The sequence below is a fragment of the Frigoribacterium sp. CFBP9029 genome (assembly GCF_034045305.1).
Lineage (GTDB): Bacteria > Actinomycetota > Actinomycetes > Actinomycetales > Microbacteriaceae > Frigoribacterium.
The window spans coordinates 211,276-236,909 of the sequence record NZ_JAXCWB010000004.1; the positions used below are offsets into that span (position 1 = coordinate 211,276).

The 25,634-nt window shown below is 71.6% G+C and carries 23 protein-coding genes and 3 tRNA genes; 10 read left to right on the top strand and 16 right to left on the bottom strand.

The genetic code is table 11. From position 1 onward, the window contains the following. Nucleotides 1-15 precede the first annotated feature (15 nt). Entirely contained in the window at nt 16-1,041 is a 1,026-nt protein-coding gene (locus tag SOM11_RS07640) for a 6-phosphofructokinase (RefSeq protein ID WP_192061155.1), read from the bottom strand. Nucleotides 1,042-1,118: 77 nt separating this feature from the next. On the opposite strand from SOM11_RS07640, the gene SOM11_RS07645 reads away from it, so the two are divergent. Beyond that, nucleotides 1,119-1,727 (top strand): hypothetical protein, encoded by a 609-nt coding sequence (locus tag SOM11_RS07645; protein ID WP_320477673.1) that lies wholly within the window; start codon nt 1,119-1,121, stop codon nt 1,725-1,727. Between the two features lie 63 nt (nt 1,728-1,790). Here SOM11_RS07645 and SOM11_RS07650 read toward each other — a convergent pair whose 3' ends face one another. Next, nucleotides 1,791-2,276, bottom strand: coding sequence for a pyridoxamine 5'-phosphate oxidase family protein (locus SOM11_RS07650; RefSeq protein ID WP_192061153.1), 486 nt, complete (start codon nt 2,274-2,276; stop codon nt 1,791-1,793). After that, the gene (locus tag SOM11_RS07655; RefSeq protein WP_320477674.1) at nt 2,273-3,166 is read right to left on the bottom strand and encodes a rhodanese-related sulfurtransferase; all 894 of its coding nucleotides are present in this window, start codon (nt 3,164-3,166) and stop codon (nt 2,273-2,275) included. Before SOM11_RS07655 ends, SOM11_RS07650 begins: the two co-directional genes overlap by 4 nt. A gap of 110 nt (nt 3,167-3,276) precedes the next feature. On the opposite strand from SOM11_RS07655, the gene SOM11_RS07660 reads away from it, so the two are divergent. Then, the gene (locus SOM11_RS07660; protein ID WP_320477675.1) at nt 3,277-3,963 is read left to right on the top strand and encodes a GntR family transcriptional regulator; all 687 of its coding nucleotides are present in this window, start codon (nt 3,277-3,279) and stop codon (nt 3,961-3,963) included. A 12-nt stretch (nt 3,964-3,975) separates the two neighbouring features. Here the strand turns inward: SOM11_RS07660 and SOM11_RS07665 are convergent, their stop codons facing one another. The 6 genes from SOM11_RS07665 to SOM11_RS07690 all read right to left on the bottom strand — a co-directional run bounded on the left by SOM11_RS07665 (nt 3,976) and on the right by SOM11_RS07690 (nt 8,820). Continuing rightward, nucleotides 3,976-4,644: a sugar transferase gene (locus tag SOM11_RS07665; RefSeq protein ID WP_243215025.1), complete on the bottom strand. Its 669-nt coding sequence runs from the start codon at nt 4,642-4,644 to the stop codon at nt 3,976-3,978. After that, nucleotides 4,641-5,327: a GntR family transcriptional regulator gene (locus tag SOM11_RS07670; protein ID WP_320477676.1), complete on the bottom strand. Its 687-nt coding sequence runs from the start codon at nt 5,325-5,327 to the stop codon at nt 4,641-4,643. The genes SOM11_RS07665 and SOM11_RS07670 overlap by 4 nt, the downstream gene beginning before the upstream one ends. A gap of 117 nt (nt 5,328-5,444) precedes the next feature. Beyond that, a complete protein-coding gene (gene nhaA, locus SOM11_RS07675) occupies nt 5,445-6,722 on the bottom strand; it encodes a Na+/H+ antiporter NhaA (RefSeq protein ID WP_320477677.1) in 1,278 nt (425 codons plus the stop codon). Between the two features lie 66 nt (nt 6,723-6,788). Beyond that, nucleotides 6,789-6,959: a hypothetical protein gene (locus SOM11_RS07680; RefSeq protein ID WP_192061149.1), complete on the bottom strand. Its 171-nt coding sequence runs from the start codon at nt 6,957-6,959 to the stop codon at nt 6,789-6,791. A 41-nt stretch (nt 6,960-7,000) separates the two neighbouring features. Beyond that, nucleotides 7,001-8,275 (bottom strand): MFS transporter, encoded by a 1,275-nt coding sequence (locus tag SOM11_RS07685; RefSeq protein WP_320477678.1) that lies wholly within the window; start codon nt 8,273-8,275, stop codon nt 7,001-7,003. Next, the gene (locus tag SOM11_RS07690) at nt 8,272-8,820 is read right to left on the bottom strand and encodes an ArsR/SmtB family transcription factor (protein ID WP_320477679.1); all 549 of its coding nucleotides are present in this window, start codon (nt 8,818-8,820) and stop codon (nt 8,272-8,274) included. Before SOM11_RS07690 ends, SOM11_RS07685 begins: the two co-directional genes overlap by 4 nt. A gap of 92 nt (nt 8,821-8,912) precedes the next feature. On the opposite strand from SOM11_RS07690, the gene SOM11_RS07695 reads away from it, so the two are divergent. Further along, nucleotides 8,913-9,860 (top strand): DNA-3-methyladenine glycosylase 2 family protein, encoded by a 948-nt coding sequence (locus SOM11_RS07695; protein ID WP_320477680.1) that lies wholly within the window; start codon nt 8,913-8,915, stop codon nt 9,858-9,860. A 43-nt stretch (nt 9,861-9,903) separates the two neighbouring features. Here SOM11_RS07695 and SOM11_RS07700 read toward each other — a convergent pair whose 3' ends face one another. Next, on the bottom strand, nt 9,904-10,389 hold the full coding sequence (locus tag SOM11_RS07700; protein ID WP_243215031.1) for a MarR family winged helix-turn-helix transcriptional regulator: 486 nt from the start codon (nt 10,387-10,389) through the stop codon (nt 9,904-9,906). A gap of 41 nt (nt 10,390-10,430) precedes the next feature. Between SOM11_RS07700 and SOM11_RS07705 the strand changes: the two genes are divergently transcribed. After that, nucleotides 10,431-13,973 carry a proline dehydrogenase family protein gene (locus SOM11_RS07705; protein ID WP_320477681.1) on the top strand — a complete coding sequence of 1,181 codons (3,543 nt, stop codon included), beginning with the start codon at nt 10,431-10,433 and terminating at the stop codon, nt 13,971-13,973. A 725-nt stretch (nt 13,974-14,698) separates the two neighbouring features. On the opposite strand, the gene SOM11_RS07710 is transcribed toward SOM11_RS07705, so the two are convergent. Then, the gene (locus SOM11_RS07710) at nt 14,699-15,136 is read right to left on the bottom strand and encodes an Lrp/AsnC family transcriptional regulator (protein WP_192061143.1); all 438 of its coding nucleotides are present in this window, start codon (nt 15,134-15,136) and stop codon (nt 14,699-14,701) included. 124 nt (nt 15,137-15,260) lie between these two features. Between SOM11_RS07710 and ddaH the strand changes: the two genes are divergently transcribed. Then, nucleotides 15,261-16,115, top strand: coding sequence for a dimethylargininase (gene ddaH, locus SOM11_RS07715; RefSeq protein WP_414655456.1), 855 nt, complete (start codon nt 15,261-15,263; stop codon nt 16,113-16,115). A 37-nt stretch (nt 16,116-16,152) separates the two neighbouring features. On the opposite strand, the gene SOM11_RS07720 is transcribed toward ddaH, so the two are convergent. From SOM11_RS07720 to SOM11_RS07735, 4 genes are all read right to left on the bottom strand, one after another. Next, the gene (locus SOM11_RS07720) at nt 16,153-17,676 is read right to left on the bottom strand and encodes a glycosyltransferase family 39 protein (protein WP_320477682.1); all 1,524 of its coding nucleotides are present in this window, start codon (nt 17,674-17,676) and stop codon (nt 16,153-16,155) included. 136 nt (nt 17,677-17,812) lie between these two features. Continuing rightward, nucleotides 17,813-17,885 (bottom strand) — tRNA-Phe (locus tag SOM11_RS07725). Nucleotides 17,886-17,963: 78 nt separating this feature from the next. Next, nucleotides 17,964-18,040, bottom strand: a tRNA-Asp gene (locus SOM11_RS07730). Nucleotides 18,041-18,089: 49 nt separating this feature from the next. Beyond that, nucleotides 18,090-18,162: transfer RNA gene (locus SOM11_RS07735), tRNA-Glu, on the bottom strand. A gap of 234 nt (nt 18,163-18,396) precedes the next feature. Between SOM11_RS07735 and SOM11_RS07740 the strand changes: the two genes are divergently transcribed. Together SOM11_RS07740 and SOM11_RS07745 are read left to right on the top strand one after the other, a co-directional pair. Next, nucleotides 18,397-19,701: a peptidoglycan DD-metalloendopeptidase family protein gene (locus SOM11_RS07740; protein WP_320477683.1), complete on the top strand. Its 1,305-nt coding sequence runs from the start codon at nt 18,397-18,399 to the stop codon at nt 19,699-19,701. Nucleotides 19,702-20,224: 523 nt separating this feature from the next. After that, nucleotides 20,225-21,223, top strand: coding sequence for a hypothetical protein (locus tag SOM11_RS07745; RefSeq protein WP_320477684.1), 999 nt, complete (start codon nt 20,225-20,227; stop codon nt 21,221-21,223). An 82-nt stretch (nt 21,224-21,305) separates the two neighbouring features. Here SOM11_RS07745 and ppa read toward each other — a convergent pair whose 3' ends face one another. Next, nucleotides 21,306-21,797: an inorganic diphosphatase gene (gene ppa, locus SOM11_RS07750; RefSeq protein ID WP_055799285.1), complete on the bottom strand. Its 492-nt coding sequence runs from the start codon at nt 21,795-21,797 to the stop codon at nt 21,306-21,308. Between the two features lie 68 nt (nt 21,798-21,865). On the opposite strand from ppa, the gene tilS reads away from it, so the two are divergent. The 3 genes from tilS to ftsH all read left to right on the top strand — a co-directional run bounded on the left by tilS (nt 21,866) and on the right by ftsH (nt 25,625). Next, a complete protein-coding gene (gene tilS / locus SOM11_RS07755; RefSeq protein ID WP_320477685.1) occupies nt 21,866-22,873 on the top strand; it encodes a tRNA lysidine(34) synthetase TilS in 1,008 nt (335 codons plus the stop codon). A gap of 50 nt (nt 22,874-22,923) precedes the next feature. Beyond that, nucleotides 22,924-23,475 (top strand): hypoxanthine phosphoribosyltransferase, encoded by a 552-nt coding sequence (hpt, locus tag SOM11_RS07760; RefSeq protein WP_320477686.1) that lies wholly within the window; start codon nt 22,924-22,926, stop codon nt 23,473-23,475. 152 nt (nt 23,476-23,627) lie between these two features. Next, the gene (ftsH, locus tag SOM11_RS07765; protein WP_243215841.1) at nt 23,628-25,625 is read left to right on the top strand and encodes an ATP-dependent zinc metalloprotease FtsH; all 1,998 of its coding nucleotides are present in this window, start codon (nt 23,628-23,630) and stop codon (nt 25,623-25,625) included. Nucleotides 25,626-25,634: the final 9 nt, after the last annotated feature.

Here is a 25,634-nt window from a genome sequence, read left to right on the forward strand (position 1 = left end):
CCGCGCCTCCTCGGCTCAGCCGAAGAGGATCGCGGCCTCGTCGTAACGGTGCTGCGGCACGGTCTTGAGGCTGTCGAGCGCCTCCTCGAACGAGACGTGCACGATGTCGGTGCCGCGCAGGGCGACCATGCGACCCCAGCGCCCCTCCTGCACGGCGTCGCTCGCCGCGAGACCGAGACGCGTCGCGAGCACCCGGTCGTACGACGTCGGGGTGCCGCCGCGCTGGATGTGCCCCAGCGTCGTCGCGCGGGTCTCGATGCCGGTGCGCTCCTCGATGATGGGGGCGAGGCGCTCGCCGATGCCGCCGAGACGAGGGCGGCCGAAGGCGTCGAGACCGCGCTCGGAGTGCACGTCGGTGCCCTGGTCGGGCACGAAGCCCTCGGCGACGACCACCAGCGGTGCGCGCCCGCGGTCGTAGGCGGACTTCACCCACGCGACGATCTGGTCCATGCTCGTCGCCTGCTCGGGGATGAGGATCGCGTGCGCACCCGAGGCCATGCCCGAGTGCAGCGCGATCCAGCCGACGTGGCGGCCCATGACCTCGGCCACCATGCAGCGGCTGTGCGACTCGCCCGTGGTGCGGAGGCGGTCCATCGCGTCGGTCGCGATCTGCACGGCCGTGTCGAAGCCGAAGGTGTAGTCGGTGGCGCCGAGGTCGTTGTCGACCGTCTTCGGCACGCCGACGATCTTGAGGCCGGCGTCGGTCAGGCGCTTGGCGGCCGCGAGGGTGCCCTCGCCGCCGATCGCGATCATGGCGTCGATGCCGTGGCGCTCCATGTTCTCGGTGATGCGCGCCACGCCGCCGTCGCCCTCGAAGGGGTTCGTGCGGCTCGTGCCGAGGATCGTGCCGCCCTGCTTCGCGATGCCCTGGATGTCCTTGCGGACGAGAGGCACGATGTCGGCGTCGACCACCCCCCGCCAGCCGTCGCGGAACCCGACGAACTCCTGCCCGTGGATCTGCGTGCCCTTGAGGACGGCTCCGCGGATGACGGCGTTGAGTCCAGGGCAGTCGCCGCCGCTGGTGAGGATTCCGATTCTCATCGTGATGCTCCATCGCAAGGTCGGGCCCGGCCCGGAGGGCCGAGGTCGATCCCATCATGGCGTACTACCGTGGACGCATGACCGACCAGTCCACGCCGCGACCCCCGTCGCCGTGGGCGCGCTTCACCCGACCCGCACCCGGTGAGGATCGCTCGATCCCCCTCGCCGCGCCTCCTCGGCCGGTGAACACCCTGCCGGAGGCACGGGTCGCGTCGATCGCGCCGGTCGCCCCGCAGACCTGGTCGCCCGAAGCGCCCGAGCGCACGGCGTCCGGTCAGGGTGCGGCCGGGTCCGCCGCAGAGGGCACGCGTGCACCCGAGCACCGGGCCCGCGACGCCGACTTCGACTCGTACTTCGCGCCCGCCGACGACGACGTGTGGGACGCTCCGCGGCCGCGGCACGACGACCCGGGGCACGGCCTGGCCGTCGCGTCGATCGTCTTCGGCGTCTTCTTCGCGCCGCTCGGCATCGTGCTCGGGCTGGTCGCCGTCCACCGCTCGTCGCGCGCCGGCTTCTCTCGTCGGCTGGCCCTGATCGGCGTCGCGATCGGAGGCGTCGTGCTGATCGCGAGCATCGTCTACGGGGTCAGCGCCCTCGACTACCTGGCGCGGCTGTCGGCGACCTGCGCCCAGCTCGGGTCGGGCGAGTACGTCGACCCGGCCGGGCGCGAGGTCACCTGCGGCTGAGCCGCTCGCAGCCGGGCCGCCCGCAGCCGGGCCGCGCCCCGAGTCGGGCGCAGCCCAGTCGCCTCAGAGGCGGACGGTGCCCGTGTCGGCGATGTTCTCGGGGTGACCGCCGGTGATGGCGGCCTTCGCGTACTTGAGCATCGTGATGGCCTTGGGCTCGTTGCTCACCCAGTACTCGGCCGTCTCGACGTCGACCTCGAGCAGCGCGACGGTCGGGTCGTCTCGACCCTGGTCGAACCAGGCCTCGGCCGCGGTGGTCCACAGCTCGTCGATGATCTCGGCGTCCTTGACGACGGTCGCCTTGCCCGAGAGCGACAGGTAGCCCTTGCCGGTCTCGACCGCGACGTTGACCTGCGGGTGCGCGCGCACGTCGTCCGTCTTGGGTGACGGGTCGGGCGTGAAGAAGTAGACCTTGCCGTCGAACTCGCGGTCGACGATGGCCAGGGGTCGACTGACCAGGTGCTGGCTGCTGCCCTGGGTCGTGAGGATGCCGATGCGGCCCTTGTCGAGCACCTCGGAGATGCGCTTGATGTCGTTCGTGTCCGTCATGGCTGCGACGGTACGCCGGAGGCGCGGTGCGGGTCACAGTGAACCGCGCCTCCTCGTCCGCAGGCGTCGCAGACCACCAGCTGCTCGCGGCACTGCACGTCGCTGCAGTTCTGCATCCGCTTCGTGGCGTCGCCGCACCGCACGCAGCGGCCGAGCACCGCGGTGTGGTCGGAGAAGTCGACCGAGCCGCGCCCGTCGAAGACGTAGAGCGAGCCGTCCCACACGCCGTCGTCGCCGAAGCGCTCGCCGTAGCGGACCACTCCGCCCTCCAGCTGGTACACGCGGGAGAATCCGCGGCTCGTCATCAACGAGCTGAGCACCTCGCAGCGGACCCCGCCGGTGCAGTACGTGACGATCGGCTCGTCCTTCAGGTGGTCGTAGCGCCCGCTCTCGATCTCGGCGACGAACTCGCGGGTCGTGGCGACGTCGGGCACGACCGCGTCGCGGAACCGCCCGATGCGCGACTCGAACTCGTTGCGGCCGTCGAAGAAGGTCACCTGCTCGCGGTCCATCAGGTCGTGCAGGTCGTCGGGGCTGAGGCGGGTGCCGCCGCCGACGACGCCCTGCTCGTCGACGCGCAGCTCGTCGGGGGCGCCGAAGGTGACGATCTCGTCGCGGACCTTGACCGACAGCTTGGGGAAGTCGTGACCGGTGCCCTCGCTCCACTTCGCGTCGACGCCCGCGAAGGGGGCGTACTCGCGCGTGGTGCGCAGGTACCGCTTGACGTCGGCGAGCTCGCCGCCGACCGTCGCGTTGATGCCGTGCGGCGAGAGCACGATGCGGCCGGTCAGGTCGAGCGAGCGGCAGAGCTCGCGCTGCCAGAGGCGGATGGCCTCGGGGTCGGCGAGCGGGGTGAAGACGTAGAACAGCAGGATCTTGGGGACGGCCACCGGAAGAGTGTAGCCATCGGTCGTCAGAAGCTGGATGATAAATGCACTATTCTGGGATGTGGCACGACAGGTCGACCGGTCGGTGCCCCCACCCACCACGAGGAGGATCGATGCCCATCCCGACGACCCCGTCGCCCACCCTCTGCCGGCGTCTCCACCGCGACGAGGTCTTCGAGCTCGTCCTCGAGGCGATCGTGTCGGGGCAGCTCGGCGAGGGCGAGCGCCTGCACGACACCGATCTCGAAGACTGGCTCGGCGTCTCGCGCACACCCATCCGCATGGCGCTCGCCCGCCTGGAAGACCTCTCTCTCGTCGAGACGGTGCCCAAGCGGTACACGCGGGTCAGCACCGCGCGACCGTGGCTCGTGCGGCCTCTGCTGTCGACGCTCTGCTCGCTGGCCGATCTCGCGCTCGCCGAGGCGATCGCCGACGACGCCGCCCGGGTCGCGGTGGCGACGGCGCTCGGCGGCCCGCTGCCGGTGGACGAGGAGGCGCGGGTCGCGTCGCCGGCCGCGCCCCCGGTCATCGAGGCGCTCGTCTCCGCCGCCGAGTCGATGGCCACCGCGTCGTCGAACCGGCGGCTCGCTCAGCTGATGGGCCATTTCGGCCCCACGGTGCTGTTCCATGCCCGCTTCATCGGCGACGATCTCGACGAGGTTGGGCTGTCGGCGGCGCTGGCCGCCCTCGGCGCCGCCGTGGCCGGTGCCGACCTCGGCGCCTCACGCGTCGCCCTCGCCGAGATCGCGTCGGCGCCGGTGCTGCTCTCGGTCGTGCGTGCCGGCAGCGCGGCGGCGTGACGACCGGTGGTGTCAGTAGGCGCCGACGGGGCGGATGACCGCACGGACCGTCCGCGCCAGGACGACGGCGTCCGTCGCCGGAGTCCAGTCGTGAACGTACGAGAGATCGAGGTCGAGCCCGTCGTCCCATGGGAGGTCGGAGCGGCCGCCGACCTGCCACGGGCCGGTCAGACCGGGCAGCACGAGCAGCCTCTGACGCGCCCGGTCGCAGTAGTGGTCGACCTCGCGGAAGAGCGCGGGTCGTGGCCCGACGAGGCTCATGTCGCCTCGGAGGATGTTCCAGAGCTGGGGCAGCTCGTCGATCGAGTAGAGGCGCAGCACGCGACCCACCCGCGTGATGCGCGGGTCGTCGCGCAGTTTGAAGAGCGGGCCGCCGGCCTCGTTGCGCGCGACGAGATCGGCGAGGCGGGTCTCGGCGTCGACGTGCATGGTGCGGAACTTCAGCATCGTGAACGCCTCGCCGTCGAGCCCGGCGCGCACCTGCCGGTAGAGGACGGGACCGCGACTGTCGAGTCGCACGGCGAGGGCCGTGATGAGAGCCAGGGGCAGAAGGGCGACGATGAGCAGGGCGGCCACCACGACGTCGACGACGCGCTTCGTCACCCGGTGGGGTCGGCGTCGGACGGGCGGCAGCTCGACGCGGATGCTCTCGGCGTGCGGGCGGAGGGGCGTCGACGTCACCGGGTCACCCGCCGGGTCTCGGGCAGGGGCGGGATGTCGTCGAGCCCGGCGACCACGGGCCCGAGGGCGTCGCGACCGAGCAGCCCCGTGAGAGCGTCGCCCGCCTCGACCCACCGGCGATCGACGAGCGTCGCGACGAACGCGTCGAACGACGGGCGCAGATCAGGGTGGTGCAGATCGATCGACACGTGGCGGGAGAGGAACGCCGCGCGGTGGTCGAGGGGCTCGGCGGCCTTGCGGGTGAGGGGGTTCTCGGCGCGGTCGACGAAGACCGTCGTCTCTCGGACGACGTCGGCGCAGGTGGCGCCGTCGGCCGTCATCGCCTCGACGACGCGGTCGGCGATCTCCGCCGTCTCGTCGGTCGGGGCGTGCGCCGCCGAGCGGATCGCGTCGCCGTGCAGGATGCCGATCAGCTCGAACGTGTCGAGCAGATCGGCGACCGTCACCGACGAGATCCGGGTGTACCGGTTGGCCTCGATGTCGACGAGGCCCTGCGTCGCGAGACGCGCCAGCGCCTCCTTGACGGGTGTCTTCGAGACGCCGAGCCACGCGGCGATGTCGTCTTCGAACAGGCGCTCGCCCGGGTGCAGCGTGCCGTCGAGAATGGCGTCGAGCACCGATTCGAACGTCAGGTCACGCAGCAGTCGCCGGGGGCGACGTGTGGAGCGGTCGGGAACTGGCATGCTGCCTCCAAGGTCGGAAGCAAAACATATCATCTGTCATTCTTTTAAGCCAGACCCGATATGCCGGTGTCGGCGGACCGCGCCGGCCGAGGGGGGCTCGGCGGGGTCCGCCCGGCCTCAGCCGGGCTGCCGGGCGTGCCAGCGGCCGCGCACGACGAGGATGCCCGCGCCGATCAACGCGGCCACCAGAGAGCCCACCAGCACGCCGACCTTCACCACGTCGTCCTGCGCGCTGCCGGTGCCGTAGGCGAGCTCGCCGACGAGGAGCGACACCGTGAACCCGATCCCGGCGACGAACGACAGCCCCAGGACGTCGGGCCAGCGGAGGCTCGGGTCGAGCCGGATGCCCGGCAGGCGCGTCACGAGGAGCGACGCGCCGGTGATCCCGATCGACTTGCCGACGACCAGGGCGACGATGATCCCGAGGGCGACGTTGTCCGTCAGCGACTCGGTGAGGCCGCTGACGCCGCCCACCGAGACACCGGCCGAGAAGAACGCGAAGATCGGCACGGCCAGACCCGACGAGATCGGGCTCCAGCGTTCGGCGAAGTGGTGCGTCAGCGGGTGGCGCTCCTCTCGGCCGTCGGCGGTGACGTGCGTGACGCCGGCTCGCTTCGTCGCGACCGCCGGCACCAGGAGGCCCAGGACGACGCCGGCGATGGTGGCGTGCACGCCCGAGGCGTGCACGAGGGCCCACGCGGTGACGCCGAGGGGGATCAGCAGCCACCACGAGCGCACCCCGCGGCGCACGAGCACCGCGAACGCGATCAGCGGCAGGACCGCGAGCAGGAGCGGGACGAAGGCGATGCCGGCCGTGTAGAACACGGCGATGATCGTGATCGCGATGAGGTCGTCGACGACGGCGAGCGTGAGGAGGAACGTCCGCAGAGCGGGTGGGAGGTTCTTGCCGACGACGGCGATCACCGCGACGGCGAAGGCGATGTCGGTCGCCGCCGGGATGGCCCAGCCCTGCAGGGCGTCCGGCCCGGCGTTCAGGTTGATCAGCGTGAAGATGACGGCGGGCAGGATGACGCCGCCGACGGCCGCCGCGATCGGGAGGGCGGCGACCTTCGGGTCGCGGAGCGAACCCGCCACGAACTCCTGCTTGAGCTCGAGGCCGACGACGAAGAAGAAGATCGCCAGCAGGCCGTCCGCGGCCCAGGTGCCCACGCTGAGGTTCAGGTGGAGCGCCTCGGGGCCGAAGCGGAGGTCCCGGACCTCCGAGTAGAAGCCGCCGGCCGGGCTGTTGGCGATGACGAGTGCGAGCACGGTGGCCACGAGCAGCAGCAGCCCGCCCGTGGTGTCGCGGCTGACGAAGCGCGAGATGCGCTGCGCGCGGGATGCGCCTCCCGGGGCCTGCTGGGGGGAGGGGTGGGTGGACGGAGCGTCGGACATGCGTGACCTCGGGGTCGGTGGAGCGAGAACGGGATGCGTGTCACCCGGCCTGGAGGTCGGGCGGTCTCAGCGCCGTGGCGGCGGGCAGCCGGCTATCTCGCCGTGGGCGTTGCTGCCCCACAGGCTCATCCACCCGTTCGTGCCGCACGTGCGCTTCGTCAGCACGCGGGCCTTCGGGAACGACTGCGCACGGACCGTCACGCGACGTCGCACGTGTCGGATCCGGGCGTGGCTCATGGGCTCCAGGGTACTTCGTCCGGCGCGATGCTCGCCGAGGCCTATCGCCCGCCGGTGTCATCCAGGGTCAGCCGCCGCACGCTCGGCGCCGCGAGGGCCGCGGCGCTCGCCGCGACGATGACGACGGCGCATGCCACGAGCGTCGACGGCGTGCCGAACACGTGGGCCGCCGGGCCGACCAGGACCTCGCCGAGCGGGATCGCGACGAACGAGCCGACCATGTCGTACGAGTAGACCCGGGCGAGCGCCTCGCGCGGGATCCGGCTCTGCAGCGACTGGTCCCAGGTGATCGCGAAGATCTCGAGGGCGACGCCACCGAGGGCGAAGGCGGCGATCAGGGCGGGCAGCTGCGGAGCGAGTCCGAGGGTCGCGACCGGCACCGCGGTCACGGCCATGAGGCCGACCCCGACGGCCAGCCCCCGCCGGGGTCGCCAGCGCAGGGCGATCAGCGCGCCCAGGGCCAGGCCGCCGGTCTGGGCGGCGATCACGAGGCCCCAGGCGCCGCGCCCGAACGAGTCGTCGGCGACCACGGGGCCGAGCACGGTCGTGGCGCCCACGAACGCGGCGTTCAGGACGGCGAACTGGGCGACCACGATCCAGACCCACGAGCGCCGCGTGAACTCCTGCCAGCCGTCGCGCAGATCGCCGAGCACCGACGGGCTCCGCCCCGCCTCGGGTGCTGCCCGGGGTCGGCGGGGCAGTCGCAGCCGGGTGTACAGGGCGCCGGCGAGGGCGAAGCCCGCCGCATCGACGGCGAGACCCCAGCCCGGCCCGATCACCGCGACGAGACCCGCCCCGGCCGAGGCGCCGACGATGCTCCCGCCGTTGAGCCCGAGTCGCAGCAGGGCGTTCGCCGGGCGGAGGAGGTCCGCCGGCACCGTCTCGGGCACGAGCGCCGCGGCGGCCGGCAGGCTGACGGCCGCGACCGCGCCGTTCAGCACGCTCATCACGACGAGGGTCGGGATGGTCGCCGTGCCGGTGATCACGAGGGCCGCGACGACGGCCTGCGTCGCGGCCGCCGCCAGCGAGGCGCCGACCAGCACGACGTCGCGGGGCAGACGATCGGCGATCACGCCCCCGAACAGCAGCACGGCGACGTTGGCCACGGAGCGCGCCGCGACGACGAGCCCGAGATCGGCCGCCGACCCGGTGAGGTCGAGCACGGCGAAGGCAAGGGCGATCGGGGCGACCGCGTTGCCGAGGATGCCGGTCGTCCGTGCGGCGAGCAGCCAGCGGAACGAGGGGTGCGCGAGGGGACCGCCCCGGGTCGGGACGTCCCCGGAGGCCGAGGAGGCGCCTCCTCGGTCCGCGGTCACGGTCGCCTCAGGGCGAACAGCGCGGCCGTCATCGACACGGGGCTCGTGCCGGGCGTGCGCGGCGGTCGCGCCCGGGCGTGCAGCAGGGCCGAGGCCTGGCCGACGTGGCGGACCACGCGCTGCCACGTCTCGTCGTCGACCCAGAGCTCGGCGTCGGTCGACAGCTGGGGCCCGACGGCGCGACGGCCGGATCGTCGGCGGAGCTCGTCGATCAGGGCCTCGATGTACTGGGCGCGCTCCTCCTGATCGTGGGGTCGGGACGCGCCGGGGGAGGACGGGTCGTGGGGGTCGGGGCTCGGGTCGAACGGCCGGGCCGACGAGACGTGCCGATAGCGCTTCGCCTCACCGCCGCGGATCCGCATCAGCTCGACGACCTCGATCAGACCGACGCGCTCGAGCACCCTGAGGTGGTAGCTCGCGGTCGCCTGCGACAGGCCGAGTTCGCGCCCGGCCTCGGCGGCGCTCATCGCGGCGCCGGTGAGGAGGGAGAGGAGGCGCAGACGGATCGGGTGGGCCGTCGCGCGGAGTTCGTCGAGTGCGGACACAGGCCAACCCTGGAGCCGGCGACGCCGACCGTCAAATGCCTCTTTGGGGGTCGGTCGCTGCGGGTGTCGGGGGCGGCGTCTACCATCGCCGCATGCCCGATCCCGCCCTGACGCCCGACGAGGCCGGGGCTCCGATCGAGACGACGTACCGTCCGAGCGAGCACGTCGACGTGCGGGCGACGCTCCGACCGCTGTCACGCGGTTCGGGCGACCCCGCGTTCCGGGTGGTCGGCGGCGCCCTGTGGCGTGCCGTGCGGGCGCCGACCGGCCCCGCGACGCTCCGCCTCGAGTCGACGACCGACGGCATCCGCGCCCACGCCTGGGGCCCGGGCGCCGACTGGGTCGTCGAGGCCGTCCCCGAGATGCTCGGTCGCGGCGACGACTGGTCGGGTCTCGACGTCGCCGACAACGTGTTCCTGCGCGATGCCCGCCACCGCCTCCCCGGCCTCCGCCTGACGCGCACCAACCAGGTCGTGCAGATGCTCGTGCCCGCCGTGCTCGAGCAGAAGGTGACGAGTCGCGAGGCCTGGCGGGCCTGGCGCGACCTCGTGCGCCGACACGGCGAGCCGGCGCCCGGGCCCGCGCCCGACGGGCTCGTCGTGCCGCCCGACGCCGCGGGGTGGCGGCGGATCCCGAGCTGGGAGTGGCACCGCGCCGGGGTGGGCCCCCAGCGATCCGACACCGTGATGCGGGTCTGCGCCGTCGCGCCGTCGCTCGAGAGGACGCTGGCGCTCGGTCGCGGCGGACCGGAGGTCGAGAGGCGGCTGCGATCGATCCCCGGTATCGGCGTGTGGACGGCCGCCGAGACGATGCAGCGGGCCCACGGCGACGCCGACAGCCCGAGCATCGGCGACTACCACCTCCCGGCCCTCGTCGGCTGGGCCCTGATCGGGCGACCGGTCGACGACGACGGCATGCTCGAGCTGCTCGAACCGTGGCGCGGTCACCGCGAGCGGGTCATGCGGCTCATCTCGGCCAGCGGGTTCTCGAAGCCGAAGTTCGGCCCGCGGATGACCATCCAGGACCACCGGTTCCACTGACGCCCCGACAGGCGCGCGGAGTCGGGCGCGCGGAGGCGGCGGCTCAGGCCGCCGGGCGGCCCGTCGGCGCGTCGGGCGACGCGTCGCCGCCGATCGCGTCGAGCACCCGATGGGAGAACGAGTGCAGCGCGGCGGCGTCCGGTCCGAGGGCCGCGACGAAGTACTCGCCGATGGCGGCGGTGTGACCGCGGGTCGCCGTCAGCATGGCGCGGCGGCCGTCGGCGGTGAGCTCGACCCAGGTGCCCCGACCGTCCGTCGAGCAGTCCGAGCGGCGCACGAGGTCGCGGCGTTCCATCCGCGTGACCTGATGGCTGACCCGGCTCTTCTCCCAGCCGATCTGCTCGGCGATGTCACGGACCCGGAGGCGCCGGTCGGCACTGCGACCGAGCCCCACCAGGATCTCGTACTCGGCCGCCGACACGCCCGACTGCGTGTGCAGTCGGAGCTCGAGCGCGCGATCGAGACGTCGGCGCATGGCGTAGAACGCATCCCAGACGGCCCACTCGTCGTCGGTCAGTTCGTGGGCCATTCGCCCAGTGTAGAGACGGTGGTCCGGCATATCCTCGGGCCATGTCCGATGTGAACGCCGCCGACCTCACGCAGCAGACCGTCGAGACCGCCGGTCGGTGGCGCCGGGCCGCGAGAGACTCCCCGGCCGAGGCGTCGGCGACCCGTCTCGCCCGCGTCGTCCGAGACGCCGAGGGCCTCGAGTTCACGGCCGCGTTCGTCGACGGCGTCGTGCTCGTCGACGACCACGCCGTCGCGGCGCGTCGTCTCGACCAGCTCAGCCGGGCGATGCCCGACTCCCTGCCCTGGCACCTGCGGGCCGCCGTCTCGACCGGGGGCGGGTTCGGCCCCCTGGCGCCGCGCGCCGTGATGCCCGTCGCCCGCCGGGCGTTCCGGCGCCTGGTCGAGCACCTCGTCGTCGACGAGAGCCCCGACAAGCTCGGCTCGCACCTGTCCGCGCTGGCGTCCGACGGCTCGCGACCGAACCTCGCCCCGCTCGGCGAGCCCGTCATCGGCCCGGCCGGGGCCGACCGCCGCCTCGCGCGGCTGCGCGACCTGGTCGCCCGCGACGACGTGCACCACGTGTCGGTCTCGCTGCGCGACGTCGGCGGCCCCTTCGGCCCGTGGGCCCTCGACGAGACCGCCTCGGCCCTGGTCACCCGGCTGACCCCGGTGTACGAGCTCGCGCTCGCCGGCCGGGTGCCGACGCTGATCGACCTCGACATGGGCAGGCGCGGCGAACTCGACCTGACCGTCGATGTCTTCACGCGCCTCCTCGACCAGCCCTCGCTGAGGCGCCTCGAGGCCGGGATCGCCCTGCAGGCCTACCTGCCCGACGCCCTGGCGACGCTCGAGCTGCTCACCGACTGGGCACGGCAGCGGGTCGCCGACGGCGGGGCCCCGATCCGCATCCGACTCGTCAAGGGCGCGAACCTCGCCGCCGAGGCCGTCGACGCGTCCCGTCACGCGCGGCCCGCGCCGACCCTGCCCACGAAGGCCGCGACCGACGCGTCGTACCGGCGTCTGCTCGACCACGCCCTGCGTCCTGAGAACGCCGCGGTGGCGCACGTCGGCGTCGCGACGCACAGCCTGCTCGACCTCGCCCACGCCTGGACCCTCGCGCAGCGGCGCGACGTCGTACCCCACGTCGTCTTCGAGGCCGTGCACGGGCTGGCGCCGGCGCAGACCCGGGCGGTCGCCGCCGAGGTCGGCGGCATGGCGATGTACACGCCCGTCGCACCGCCGGAGGAGTTCGACGCGGCGATCGGCGGGCTGGTGAGGGGGCTCATCGGCGGCCCCGTCGGCGTCGACCCGGCCGACGGGCCCGGGTTCGAGCGCGAGGTCGCCGCCTACCGTCGGTCGGTCGCGGTCGCTGCCGGCGTCGACGCCGCGGCGGGGACCGAGGGCGCGCCCGGCGGCGACACCGCGGCGGGTGGGCCCGCTGATCCGACCTCCGGCGTCGAGTCGGGCACCGGGTTCGTCAACACCCCCGACGCCGACCCGGCGCTCGACCTCGCCCGGGCATGGGGCCGGCGCATCCTCGTCGCCGCGCAGACGTCCGAGCTCGGTCTCGCGCAGATCGACGGCGCCCGGGTGCCCGATCACAGTCGGCTCGAGGAGACCGTCGCCCGCACCGTCCAGGCCGGAGTCGCCTGGGGTCGCCGCGACCACGCCGAGCGCGCCGCCCTGCTCGACGCCGTCGCCGCCCGGCTCGACTCCCACCGGGCCCGCCTGATCGAGGTCCTGATCAGCGAGACGGGTGCGACGCTCAGCGAGGCGGCCCTCGACGTCGGCGCGGCGGTCGACGCCGCCCGGTGGCACGCGGTTCTCGCCCGCGGTCTGGGCGACGTCCGCGGGGCCCGCTACGCGCCTCCTCGGCTCACCGTCGTCGTGCCGACGGCCGACTCCGCCGTCTCGACCCTGGTCGGCTCGGTGTCCGCGGCGCTCGCGGCGGGCAGCGGCGTCGTCGTGCGCCCCGCGTCCGAGGCATGCCGCACCGCCTCGGTGGTCGCCGACCTGCTCCGCTCGGCCGGCGTGCCCGCCGAACTCGTCGCGACGGCGATCGTCGACGACCTCGGGCTGGCGCACGATCTGCTCGTGCACCCGGCCGTCGACCGCGTCGTGCTGCACGGCCCGTTCGAGACCGCGGCGGGCGTCCGCTCGTTCCGGGGCGACCGCGAGCTCTGGGCCGAGACGCCCGGGCTCAACTCCGTCGTCGTCGCCGAGACCGCCGACCTCGACCGAGCGGCCGTCGACGTCGTGGCCGGCGCGTTCGCCCACGCCGGTCAGGCGCCCTGGGCCGCCCGGCTCGTGGTCGTCGTGGGGTCGAGGTCGCGGGCCGCGGGCTTCCGTCGTCGTCTGGTCGACGCCGTCGCCGCGCTGCGGGTCGGCCGGCCGGACGCCGCCACCACCGACGTCGGGCCGCTGATCGCTCCCGCCGAGGGGCCGCTGCTCGCCGCCCTCACCGAGCTCGACCCCGGAGAATCCTGGCTCGTCGCGCCCGAACGACTCGACGACGACGGCGTGCTCTGGCGGCCTGGCATCCGAGACGGCGTGCGCCCGGGCGGCGCCTTCACCCGCCCCATGCCGGGCGGGCCCGTGCTCGGACTCGTGCACGTCGACACCTTCGCCGAGGCGGTCGACCTCCAGGGGGCGCTCGAGCGCTCGTCGACGGCCGGGTTGCATTCGCTCGACGTCGAAGAGGTCGAGCAGTGGCTCGAGGCTCTCGACGTCGGCTCGCTCGTGGTCAACCGCGCCGTCGCCGCACCTCGGGCGGGTCGGAGCCCCTCGGGCGGGCGCCGCCGCGCGTCGGTCGGGCGGACCACCGCCGCAGGAGGCGCGCACACCGTCATCGCGCAGGGCGCCTGGTCGAGAGCGGCCCGGTCGCTCGAGAAGTCGTTGCAGCTCGACGGCGTCTCCGAGCCGGTTGTCCGCCTGATCGAGGCCGCCCGTGCGAACCTCTCGTTCGACGAGTTCGACCGGATCCGCGCCGCGGCTCGCAGCGACGAACGCGCCTGGCGAGACGTCTTCGGCGCCTCGCGGGCCCTCGGCGGCCTCGAGGTCGAGCGCACCGTGCTGCGTCACCGCCCCGCGTCGGTCGTGCTGCGGCTCGCGTCGGGCGGCGACCCCGTCGACCTCGTCCGTCTCATCGCCGCAGCCACCCGGGCGGGGGCGCGCATCGACCTCAGCACCGCTCTGCCCCTGCCCGCGGCGCTCCATCTGCTGATCACGTCTCCGCAGTCGCCCGTCGAGGTGGGGGCGGTGATCGTCGAGAGCGACGAGGCCTTCTTCGACCGTGCGGCCGTCGGGTCGCTGCAGCAGATCGACGACGTCGACGACCCCGCGATCGAGCTCGGCATGACGCCCTCCGCCGCCCAGCGCCGTCGTGTGGCCGACTACCGCGGGCTGCGCATCCGCCTCGTCGGCCGGGGGCGGACGGAGCTTTCATCCGCCGTCGGGCACAGCGCCGACGTCGCCATCTGGACGGGCGAGGTCACCGACGAGGGCCGGGTCGAGCTGCTCCCCTTCGTGCACGAGCAGACGGTCACGGTCGCGGCCCACCGCGACGGGCGACCCGAGGCGGCCCTCCGCGACCTGCGGCTCTGACGCGGGTGCGGGTGCGGGCGCCGGGCGGGCCCGTGCTCGAGCCCGCGCTCGCGCGCTAACCCACGCCCACGCCCGGGTCGGGTCGGGTCGGGCTTGCGCCTCAGCCCGCGCCCACGCCCACGCCCGGGTCGGGTCGAGCTCGCGCCTCGAGTGGTCAGAAGATGTCCTTGGTGGCCTCGCGAAGGACATCTTCTGACCACTCGACGCGTTGCGCGCGGCGCGAGGCCGAGCTCGGTGGTCAGTTGTCGCCCTTCGTGGGTTCGCGAAGGGCGCCTTCTGACCACTCGACGCCACGCGACGCGCGGCGCACGGTCACGTGAGGTCAGGCGAGCTCGCGCCTCGAGTGGTCAGAAGATGTCCTTGGTGGCCTCGCGAAGAGCATCTTCTGACCACTCGACTCGTTGCGCGCGGGGCGAGGCCGGGCTCGGTGGTCAGTAGTCGCCCTTGGTGGGATCGCGAAGGGCGCTTTCTGACCAATGAGACGCGACGCGACGCGACGCGACGCGAGGCGACGCCACGCGCAGTGCTCGGCGCTCGGTCACGCGAGGTCAGGCGCGCCCGCGCTCGAGTGGTCAGAAGATGTCCTTGGTGGCCTCGCGAAGGACATCTTCTGACCACTCGACGCATTGCGCGGGGCGAGGCCGGGCTCGGTGGTCGGTAGTCGTCTTTCCTGGCCTCGTGAAGGGCGCTTTCTGACCACGGACCCGGCGCGCGGCGCGGCGCGCTCAGGCGGGGTGGCGGCTGATCAGCTTCGACAGGACGATCGCGCTGCGGGTGTGATCGACGTTCGGGGCGTTGCGGACGCGTTCGAGCGCCTCCTCGAGCGACGGGATGTCGCGGCTGCGCATGTGCACGATGGCGTCGGCGCTGCCCGTGACGGTGCCGGCGTCGACGACCTCGGGCACCGTGCTGAGGATCCGCTGCAGCTCCTGCGGCGACACCGTGCCTCGGCAGAACAGCTCGACGTACGCCTCGGTGCCCAGGCCGTCCACCGTCGGGTCGACCTGCACCGTGAAGCCCTTGATGACGCCGTCCGCGACGAGGCGGTCGACACGTCGCTTCACCGCCGAGGCGCTCAGCCCCACCGACGCCCCGATGTCGCCGTAGCCGGCGCGGGCGTTCTGGCGCAGCAGGTCGATGATGCCGAAGTCGAGATTGTCCACCCCGAGACCCTACGGCAAGTAGTTGCGTGATCCTGGCCCATAACGCACATTCGTTGCGTCGCAGCCCGGCCTCCTGCGCCCGGTGCGTGTGACACTGGCACCCGTGAGCATCACGAGCGACTCCGTGGACACCGCCGGAGACCCCCAGCCCCCGATCACCCGTCGAGCCACCCCGCGCACGGTGCTGATGTGCCGACCCGACCACTTCACCGTGAGCTACAAGATCAACCCCTGGATGGACCCCGCGGCGCCCACCGACACCGCCAAGGCGGTGGCCCAGTGGCAGGTGCTCTACGACACCTACGTCGGCCTCGGTCACGACGTGCACCTGATCGACCCGATCGACGGCCTGCCCGACATGGTCTACGCGGCGAACGGCGGCTTCGTCGTCGACGGCAAGGCCTACGGCGCCCTCTTCACCTACCCCGAGCGCCAGCCCGAGGGCCCCGCCTACATGGACTGGTTCCGTGAGGCCGGCTTCGACGTCGCCGTGCCCGACGAGATCAACGAGGGCGAGGGCGACCTGCTCCTCGTCGGCGACGTCGTGCTGGCCGGCACCGGGTTCCGCACCTCGACCCGCTCGCACGACGAGGTCGCGCGGGTCTTCGGTCGCGAGGTCGTCGGGCTCACCCTCGTGAACCCCGCGTTCTACCACCTCGACACGGCCATCGCGGTGCTCGACCCCGAGCCCGTCGAGGGCCGCCAGAACATCGCCTACCTCGAGAGCGCCTTCGACGCGGCCTCGCTCGAGGTGCTGCGCGAGCGGTTCCCGGATGCGATCCTCGTCGACGAGGACGACGCCGCCATCCTGGGGCTCAACTCGTACAGCGACGGCTACAACGTCGTCATCGCCGCCCGGGCGACGGGCTTCGAGCGTCAGCTCCGCGAGCGGGGCTACAACCCGATCGGCGTCGACCTCTCCGAGCTGCTGCTGGGCGGCGGCGGGGTGAAGTGCTGCACCCTCGATCTGCGACGCTGACGGTCGAACCGACCCGCGCCTCCTCGGCGGTCGCCGCTCAGCCGCGACCGTCGGGGCGGACGAACAGGTAGACGACGCTGCGACCCGTGCGGTGCTCCTGCGCGAGGTCGTAGCCGAAGCCGCCGAGGGTGTTCAGGTCGGGGTCGTCGAGCGCATCGATCTGCAGCCGCGCGATCCACAGGCGGTCGACGTCGGTGAGGCGCTCCTGCAGTTCGGCGCGCTGCGTCTCGTCGTCGAGGCCGAGGGTCACGTCGGTGAAGCGGCCCTCGGCGGCGCCCGAGCGGACGAACGCGACGTCGTCGAGCCCGTCGAACCGGTCGGGGTACGCGTAGAACGCCTGGCGGGGCCGGGTCGACACCGTGCCCGAGGCGTCGAGCACGAACGCGTCGCCGGGCCGGGCCTGCTGCTCGATGTAGCCCGCGATCTGACGCAGGTCGGCCGCACCGCCCTTGCCCGTCGGCTGCCGCTGCAGCACCCAGGTCGGGGCGGAGGCGACGACGAGCAGGGCGATCAGCGCGATGCTGACCCATCGACGCCGGAACCCGGTGATCGCCACGCTCAGCAGCAGGCACATGCCCGGCGCCGCGAACACGACGAGGCGCGCCTGGAAGACCGGTTCGAGCGCGAGACCGGCGATCAGCAGCAGACCCACCGGCAGCACGACCCAGAGGGCTCCGAGCAGCACGACGCTGCCCGGGGTCCGTGCCCGGTCGCGCAACCGCGTGCCGAGCAGGATGAGCAGCACCAGGCCGATCACCGCGTACGCGATCGACGTCGCGAACCACGGCTCGACGAGCACCGTCCACCATGTGATGTCGGCCCCGGTCGAGGGGTCATCTGAACCGAGCAGTCGGCTGCGTTCGCTCAGCACCGTGCCGATCATCGGCGCCGTCGCCAGCAGCGCGGCTGCGGTCGAGAGCGACCAGCCGAGGAGGCGGTGGCGGGCTCCCCGACGTCGGCGCTGAGCCGGTGCCAACGCGAGGAACACGCCGTGCACCACGACCATCAGGGCGAGGGGGACGAACGTCGCGATGGACGCGGCGAGACCCGCGCCGTACGCGAGCCACCACCACCAGCTCTGACGCCGCGACGCGACGAGCACCAGCACGGTGACCCAGACGGCGAGGGCGGCGGTGAGGGCGTACGGCCGGGCCTCGATGGCCTCGAGCGTGAGGCGCGGCAGCACCGCGTAGACGACGGCGGCGAGCACGGCCGTCATGCGGCTGGTCAGCATGCGGACCAGCACGAGCACGCCCGCGGCCCCGAGACCGGTGAACAGCACCCCCGGGAGGCGCGTGGCGAACTCGCTCTCGCCCATCAGGCCGATCCAGGCGTGCATCATCAGGTAGTAGACGCTGTGCACCGCGTCGCGCTGACCCAGGAACGCGATCAGGTCGGGCAGCGGCATGCGGGCGGCGATCACGGTGGTCGCCTCGTCGCTCCAGTACGAGGGGATCCAGCTGCCGACACCGGCGACCACGAACGCCAGGAGACCGGCCAGCAGCGGGTCGAGCCAGCGGTGGCGCGGATGCGCGACGCCGGGGTCGTGGCCGATGCTCACGCGACCTCGCAGCGGCCGGCGCGACGACCGCGCCCGAGGACCGGCAGTGATCCGTGACCCGGCAGTGATCCGATACCCGGCAGCGACCCGATACCCGGCTTAAAGACGACAGGCCCCGCCGAGACGGGACCTTGAGTGGCTGGACACGGCATCGATCCGTGGACCTTTCGATTTTCAGTCGAACGCTCTACCAACTGAGCTACCCAGCCGTGGGGGCCTGATCGAACAGGTGCTTCGACTCTCTGGCCCACCGGGAGGGACTGGCCCTCCAGACGAGAAACTCGCCTTGGCGACCCTGACCGGACTTGAACCGGCGACCTCCGCCGTGACAGGGCGGCGCGCTAACCAACTGCGCTACAGGGCCAAACAATTGCTACTTATACTAACCGGACTCTGGATCGTTGCCGAACCAGTGACCCCAACGGGATTCGAACCCGTGCTGCCGCCGTGAAAGGGCGGTGTCCTAGGCCACTAAACGATGGGGCCGTGTGTTCCGAAGAGCACAGAGCAACCGAGAGACGAGCATACGGACCAGGCGGCGTTAATGCAAAACGTGGTCGGCGATCGCCCGTGCGCGGCCGGCGTCTCCGACCGCCGACCGCGACGTCGCTCCGGCGTGTCACCCCCCGGACGGGTCGGGCGCCGTTAGTTTCGACCTGCGCTTGAAGGTCTGAGGGGCCGCAGGCGGCGTCACCCCGTTCTCGAACGAATCGATCCTGCATGAGTCTCTTCCGCCTCCTCGACCGCTCCGGTGCGTCGCGCCCCGCTGCCTCGACCCGTCGCCGCCGTCGGGCGACCGCCGTGGTCGTCGCCCTCGCTCTGGTCGCGGGCGTGGGCGTCGGCGTGACGGGCGGTCCCGTCGACTCGGCTCAGGCGGCGAGCTACCCGTCGTGGGCGGACGTGGAGAAGGCACGCGGCGACGAGGCCGCGAAGGTCGCCGAGATCAAGCGGCTCGAGGAGATCCTCGACGAGATGACGAAGGACCTCGACCGCAAGAACGCCGACGCGAAGAAGAAGGGCGACATCCTGCAGAAGGCGCAGACCGCCTTCGACGAAGCGCAGTTCAAGACGCAGCAGCTGCGCGATCAGGCCGACTCGGCGGCGACCGTGGCCGCCGCCAGCGAGGAGCGCGCGGGGCAGCTCGCCGCGCAGCTCGGCCGCTCGGGCGGCAACGGCAACGACATGACCGGCACCCTGATCGCCGACCCGGGCGACGCGGGCGAGCTGCTCTACAAGCTCGGCGCGATGACCAAGCTGACCGAGCAGGCCGACGGCATCTACTCGCAGGCCACGCAGGATCGCAACACGGCGCAGTCGCTGACCGACCAGGCCGCAGTGGCCGAGGAGGCGCTGGGCGAGTTGGCCGCGAAGGCGCAGGCCGCGCTCGAGGTCGCCAACGAGGCGGCCCGGGCCGCCGCCGACTCGCTCGCTGAGCAGCAGGAGAACGGCGCCCGCCTCCAGGCGCAGCTCGTCTCGCTCAAGACGAACGCGGACACCACACAGGCCCAGTTCGAGAAGGGCGAGGCCGAGCGCAAGAAGAAGGAGGCCGAGGCTGCGGCCCGCGCCGCCCGTCTCGGCAGCCCGACCTCGGGCACCCCGGTGGGCGTCACGTCGAGCTTCGGCTGGACGCGCCCGTCGGGCGGGAACGTCGTGAGCGGCTTCGGCATGCGCGTGAACCCGGTCACCGGCGCCTACATCCTGCACGCGGGCACCGACCTGGCCGCCGCCTGCAACACCCCGATCTTCGCCGCCACGGCCGGCACCGTCGTCTACGCCGGCTGGTACGGCGGCTACGGCAACTACGTGCTGATCGACCACGGCAACGGCATCACGACGGCCTACGGACACCAGCCCGACGGCGGCATCATGGTCGGCGTCGGCCAGCGGGTCGCGCTCGGCCAGCAGATCGGGCACGTCGGCTCGACCGGCAACTCGACGGGCTGCCACCTGCACTTCGAGACCCGAATCAACGGCACGGCCGCCAACCCGGTCGCCTTCATGGCGCAGCGGGGCATCACGCTGTAGCGGGCAGACGCTGTCTCCGAGCAGCGCTCCTTGTGTGTTGGATGCGGCTGCAACGAGTGCGGACTTCGACGTCCACCGGTCCAACTAGTTGTCGAGCGCTACCGGCCCAGGTTCTCGCTTATCAGCGCCCAGAGAGCGAGCTTCTGGAAGCGGCACACGTCTTCGTTAAGTCAGATGGGCGCAAGGCCAGCTGTCGCCCGGTTGATGAACTCCTCGATTGCAAGATCCGTCGGGTTTTCGGATGCAGAGAGGTCGGCGCGCTCAGCCGACCCCCGCGCGTCAGCCTGGTCAGCGAGCCTGTGGGGGTGAAAGGCAGAGATTCAAAGATCCAACTCCGGTTCAGGGTCGAAGAAGATGGCCAGAGCGCCGGTCATCTGGATCCAGACGAGTACCCCGAGGATGAGAACGATGCCAACGCAGATCGCGACGACGGTCTTGCTTCGAAACACGACTAGGGCTACCTTTCGATCAACTGTTATTGCAAACGAAAGGTTTACCTATGTCTGCACGAAGGTCAAGCTCGTTGATCGGCCTCATCACGATCTCCGCGCTGGTGGTCACTGCGGGTGCTGCGCAAGCTGACGACTCCGGTTCCGTCCGTGACGTTCGCTCAATCTTGAACCAGGTGGCCCGGGCGACCGTCGAGGAAGATAGGCACGTTCTGGCGGAGACGACGACCGAGGCAAGCGCCACGACGGAAATGTCGATGCTTCTCGAACTCGATGACGTGACTGTTGCCGTTCCGCGCGCCGGCAACGAGAGTATCCGCATCGAATCTGACGTCGCGACCGTGGGTATCGGGCGCCCCTTTGAAAGCGACTCGTCCTCAGCATTTATGGTCCAGGACGGCGTGACTGCATCCGAGAACTTCAACGGAACGAGGACGACGACAGCCGTCAAAGAAGACGGGACCCTGCAGATCGCGACAATCCTGGACGGCCCGGAAGCTCCCGAGCGCTTCGACTACGACCTGGAACTCCCGGAGGGAACTGTCGTGCGCGAGGACGGCGGCCTGATCTTCCTTGAGACAAGGCTGGGAGTCCTCATCGGTGGTTTCACACCAGCCTGGGCACTCGACGCGGCCGGGACCGAAGTCCCAACACGATATGAGCTCGACGGGCACACGCTGACGCAGGTCGTTGATCACAAAGACGCCGATGGAGTGATCTACCCGATCACGGCAGATCCCGCGTACTCCCACGGAATGATCAGCCAGGTGAAACACGAGAGATGGAGGAACGGCGGTTACGAGATTAGGTTCACAGTCACTGCTCTGGCTCGTGCAACGCAGCTCGTGAATCCAGGCTTCGTCTACTCAGCGGGCCTCGCGGATCTCCGTCAACATCATCCGAACTCGATGCAATATCGCACCATGGCTCAGCAGTGGGATTGCCATGTCGTCGGTCTGCTTGCAGTTGTCAACGTCGATCTTGAGAGCAGACGTCGAAGCTGGGACGGGTGGCGGCGCGGTATCCCGGCATCGGTCATCAAAAAGAATCCTGCGGCAGCGTGCAACTGGTGACTGCGGTCGGATGAATTTCAGCACGCAGAAGGGGCCCCGCGCGTGATCGCGCGGGGCCCCTTCTGCGTGCTGCGGGCGGAGGTCAGTGACCCTCGTCGGCCAGCTTCTTGATGCCGGCCTCGACGATGGCCTCGGCCTCGGCGGCGTCGCCCCAGCCCTCGGTCTTGACCCACTTGCCGGGCTCGAGGTCCTTGTAGTGCTCGAAGAAGTGCTCGATCTCCTTGCGGAGGTACTCGGGCACGTCCGAGATGTCCTGGATGTGCTCCCAGCGCGGGTCCTTCGCGGGCACCGCGATGACCTTGGCGTCGCTGCCGCCGTCGTCGGTCATGTTGAACACGCCCACGGGGCGGACCTTCACGCCCACGCCCGGGAACAGCGGGTAGTCGAGCAGCACCAGCACGTCGACGGGGTCGCCGTCGAGCCCGAGGGTGTTCTCGAAGAACCCGTAGTCGGTCGGGTAGACGAAGCCCGTGAAGAGCACGCGGTCGAGGTAGACGCGACCGGTCTCGTGGTCGACCTCGTACTTGTTGCGGCTTCCCTTGGGGATCTCGATCACGGCGTCGTACGCGGCCATGGGTGCTCCTGGTTCAGTTCGGGGGGCGTGCCGACCGGGCCGGTCGACGGCTTCGCTAACGTTACAAGATGCCCGCCGAGCACCGTCCGACCCGTCCGCGCCTGACCCCGGCCATGGCCGACGTCCGCCGGGCCGTCCGCGCCTCGCTCGAGGGGCTGCCCGCCGACTCCCTCGTGCTCGTCGCTCTCAGCGGCGGAGCCGACTCGCTCGCGCTCGCCGCCGCGACCGCCTTCGAGGCTCCCCGGGCCGGTCTCCGCGCCGGGGCCGTCGTCGTCGACCATGCGCTGCAGGCGGGCTCCGCCGAGGTCGCCACCCGCGCATCCTCGGCTGCGATCGCGCTCGGGCTCGCCCCCGTCGAGATCCGCCGGGTCGAGGTCGGCACCGACGGCGGGCCCGAGGCGGCGGCCAGGGAGGCGCGTTACCGGTCGCTCGACCGGGTCGCCACCGAGACCGGTGCGGTCGCCGTGCTGCTCGGCCACACGCTCGACGATCAGGCCGAGACCGTGCTGCTCGGGCTGGCGCGGGGGAGCGGCCCGGTGAGTCTGCAGGGCATGGAGCCCGTCACGGGGCGGTGGCGACGACCGCTGCTGGGGGTGCGTCGGGAGACGACCCGCGCCTCCTGCGCCGATCTCGGGCTCGATCCGTGGGACGACCCGCACAACGACGACCCCGCCTACGCCCGCGTGCGGGTGCGGCGGTCCGTGCTGCCGGTGCTCGAGCGCGAGCTGGGCCCCGGGGTCGCCGAGGCGCTCGTCCGCACGGCCGCCCAGCTGCGAGAGGACAACGACGCGCTCGACCACTTCGCGCTCGAGCAGGCCGAAGAGGTGGCGGACCACGCCGAGGCCGGCATCTCGCTCGACGTCCGGTCGCTGGCGGCGAACCCCGCGGCGCTGCGGCAGCGGCTCATCCGACTGGCCGTCGCGAGCGAGTTCGCCGTCACGCTCAGTCGCGCGCAGACCCTCGAGGTCGCCCGGCTCGTGACCGACTGGCACGGGCAGGGCCCCGTGTCGTTGCCGGGCATTACAGTGATACGCACCGGAGGCGCGCTGCACTTCGCCGCGACCGGCGCCTCCTGAGATCTCCGCCACCACCCCCTCACACCTCACCTCTGGAGCGACAGCCCGCCATGGAACTCAGCGACATCGAGAGCGACCTCACCTCCGTCCTCTACACGGAAGAGCAGATCCACGCGAAGATCGCCGAGATCGCCCGCCGGGTCGAGGCCGACTACGCCGGGCGCGACCCGCTGCTGGTCGGGGTGCTGAAGGGCGCCGTCATGGTGATGGCCGACTTCTCGCGCGAGCTCAAGATGAGCGCCGCGATGGACTGGATGGCCGTCTCGTCGTACGGCTCGGGCACGAAGTCGTCGGGTGTCGTGCGCATCCTGAAAGACCTGGACACCGATCTGCTCGGTCGCGACGTCATCATCGTCGAGGACATCATCGACTCCGGGCTGACCCTGTCGTGGCTGCTCGAGAACCTGCGCACCCGCGGCGCGGCGTCGGTCGAGATCTTCGCCCTGCTGCGCAAGCCCGAGGCGGCGAAGATCGACGTCGACGTCAAGTACGTCGGGTTCGAGATCCCCAACGACTTCGTGGTCGGCTACGGCCTCGACTTCGACGAGCGGTACCGCAACCTGCGCGGTGTCGGCGTCCTCGCGCCGCACGTCTACAGCTAGGCCCCCGCGGGAGGCGCGGGTCGGGCCGGCGGGCAGGGGCCGGGGCGCGCATTAGGCCCACGGCGAACACCCATGAGGCGCATAGGGCGCTCGATGTAACCTTCTGCTCATCTTCTCCCTGCAGAAAGGCGTCGGGCTCCGCCCGTACTGACATGGACTTCAAGAAACTCTTCCGCGGCCCGATCATCTACATCGTGATCGCCGTGATCGGCATCGGCATCGGGTGGAGCGTCATCAGCTCCGGGAGCACGACGCAGGTGTCGACCCAGAAGGGCCTCGCCTCGATCAGCGCCGGCGACGTCAAGTCGGCCACGATCTTCAGCAACGAGCAGCGCGTCGACCTCGTCTTGAAAGACGGCGACAAGCAGGAGCAGTTCTACTACGCGACGCCGCGTGGTGAAGAGGTCGTCACGGCCATCACCGACGCCGACCTCGAGAACTTCGACGACACCGTCACGCAGAGCAACTGGCTCGTGTCGCTGCTCGGCATCCTGCTGCCCTTCCTGATCATCGGCGTGATCTTCTGGTTCCTCCTGTCGTCCATGCAGGGAGGCGGCAGCAAGGTCATGCAGTTCGGCAAGTCGAAGGCGAAGCTGAACTCGAAAGAGACCCCGCAGGTCATGTTCACCGACGTCGCCGGCGCCGACGAGGCCATCGAGGAGCTGGAGGAGATCAAGGAGTTCCTGAAGGAGCCCGCGAAGTTCCAGGCCGTCGGGGCGCGCATCCCGAAGGGCGTGCTGCTCTACGGCCCTCCCGGCACCGGTAAGACCCTGCTCGCCCGCGCCGTCGCCGGCGAGGCCGGGGTGCCGTTCTTCTCGATCTCCGGCTCGGACTTCGTCGAGATGTTCGTCGGAGTCGGCGCCAGCCGCGTCCGCGACCTGTTCGAGCAGGCCAAGCAGAACTCGCCCGCCATCATCTTCGTCGACGAGATCGACGCCGTCGGTCGTCACCGCGGCGCCGGCGTCGGCGGCGGCAACGACGAGCGCGAGCAGACGCTCAACCAGCTGCTCGTCGAGATGGACGGCTTCGACGTCAAGACCAACGTCATCCTCATCGCGGCCACGAACCGGCCCGACGTGCTCGACCCCGCCCTGCTGCGTCCCGGACGCTTCGACCGCCAGATCGGCGTCGACGCCCCCGGTCTCGACGGCCGCAAGCAGATCCTCGAGGTGCACGGCAAGGGCAAGCCCCTCGCCGCGTCGGTCAACCTCGAGGTGCTGGCCCGCAAGACGCCCGGCTTCACGGGTGCCGACCTGGCCAACGTTCTGAACGAGGCCGCACTGCTGACGGCGCGCTCCAACGCGCAGCTGATCGACAACCGCGCCCTCGACGAGGCCGTCGACCGCGTGATGGCCGGTCCGCAGCGCCGCAGCCGCATCATGAACGACCACGAGAAGCTCATCACCGCGTACCACGAGGGCGGTCACGCCCTCGCCGCCGCCGCGATGCGTCACACCGACCCGGTCACGAAGGTGACGATCCTGCCGCGTGGTCGTGCCCTCGGCTACACGATGGTGCTGCCCCTCGAAGACAAGTACTCGGTCACCCGCAACGAGCTGCTCGACCAGCTCACCTACGCCATGGGCGGTCGCGTCGCCGAAGAGATCGTGTTCCACGACCCGACCACCGGTGCGTCGAACGACATCGAGAAGGCGACCGGCACGGCCCGCAAGATGGTCACCGAGTACGGCATGAGCAACAAGGTCGGGTCGGTCAAGCTCGGCCAGGGCTCGGGCGAGCAGTTCATGGGCCGCGACATGGGTCAGCGCGACTACTCGGAGAACATCGCCGAGACGGTCGACGCCGAGGTCCGCGTGCTGCTCGAGCAGGCGCACGACGAGGCGTGGCAGGTCATCAACGACAACCGCGACGTGCTCGACGAGCTGGCCGCCGTGCTGCTCGAGAAGGAGACCCTCGACCACGACGAGCTCGCCGAGATCTTCAAGGACGTCCGTAAGCTGCCCGAGCGCCCGCAGTGGCTCTCGAGCGACAAGCGGCCCGTCTCCGACCGACCCGCGATCCCGATGCCCACCAAGGCGCCGGTCGACGCGGCCGCGGTCGACGGCGGCGTCGGCTCCGAGCCCGAGGCCGACAGCTCGTCGAGCCGCCAGCGCCCGCCGCGCACGACGCCCGGCATCGCCACGGCGTAACCGTCGAGC

What these genes read in the sequence shown, in the direction of transcription:
- SOM11_RS07640 (WP_192061155.1), bottom strand. Translation starts at nt 1,041, where the DNA reads ATGAGAATCGGAATCCTCACCAGCGGCGGCGACTGCCCTGGACTCAAC.
- SOM11_RS07645 (WP_320477673.1), top strand. Translation starts at nt 1,119, where the DNA reads ATGACCGACCAGTCCACGCCGCGACCCCCGTCGCCGTGGGCGCGCTTC.
- SOM11_RS07650 (WP_192061153.1), bottom strand. Translation starts at nt 2,276, where the DNA reads ATGACGGACACGAACGACATCAAGCGCATCTCCGAGGTGCTCGACAAG.
- SOM11_RS07660 (WP_320477675.1), top strand. Translation starts at nt 3,277, where the DNA reads ATGCCCATCCCGACGACCCCGTCGCCCACCCTCTGCCGGCGTCTCCAC.
- SOM11_RS07670 (WP_320477676.1), bottom strand. Translation starts at nt 5,327, where the DNA reads ATGCCAGTTCCCGACCGCTCCACACGTCGCCCCCGGCGACTGCTGCGT.
- nhaA (WP_320477677.1), bottom strand. Translation starts at nt 6,722, where the DNA reads ATGTCCGACGCTCCGTCCACCCACCCCTCCCCCCAGCAGGCCCCGGGA.
- SOM11_RS07680 (WP_192061149.1), bottom strand. Translation starts at nt 6,959, where the DNA reads ATGAGCCACGCCCGGATCCGACACGTGCGACGTCGCGTGACGGTCCGT.
- SOM11_RS07695 (WP_320477680.1), top strand. Translation starts at nt 8,913, where the DNA reads ATGCCCGATCCCGCCCTGACGCCCGACGAGGCCGGGGCTCCGATCGAG.
- SOM11_RS07700 (WP_243215031.1), bottom strand. Translation starts at nt 10,389, where the DNA reads ATGGCCCACGAACTGACCGACGACGAGTGGGCCGTCTGGGATGCGTTC.
- SOM11_RS07705 (WP_320477681.1), top strand. Translation starts at nt 10,431, where the DNA reads ATGTCCGATGTGAACGCCGCCGACCTCACGCAGCAGACCGTCGAGACC.
- SOM11_RS07740 (WP_320477683.1), top strand. Translation starts at nt 18,397, where the DNA reads ATGAGTCTCTTCCGCCTCCTCGACCGCTCCGGTGCGTCGCGCCCCGCT.
- ppa (WP_055799285.1), bottom strand. Translation starts at nt 21,797, where the DNA reads ATGGCCGCGTACGACGCCGTGATCGAGATCCCCAAGGGAAGCCGCAAC.
- tilS (WP_320477685.1), top strand. Translation starts at nt 21,866, where the DNA reads ATGCCCGCCGAGCACCGTCCGACCCGTCCGCGCCTGACCCCGGCCATG.
- hpt (WP_320477686.1), top strand. Translation starts at nt 22,924, where the DNA reads ATGGAACTCAGCGACATCGAGAGCGACCTCACCTCCGTCCTCTACACG.
- ftsH (WP_243215841.1), top strand. Translation starts at nt 23,628, where the DNA reads ATGGACTTCAAGAAACTCTTCCGCGGCCCGATCATCTACATCGTGATC.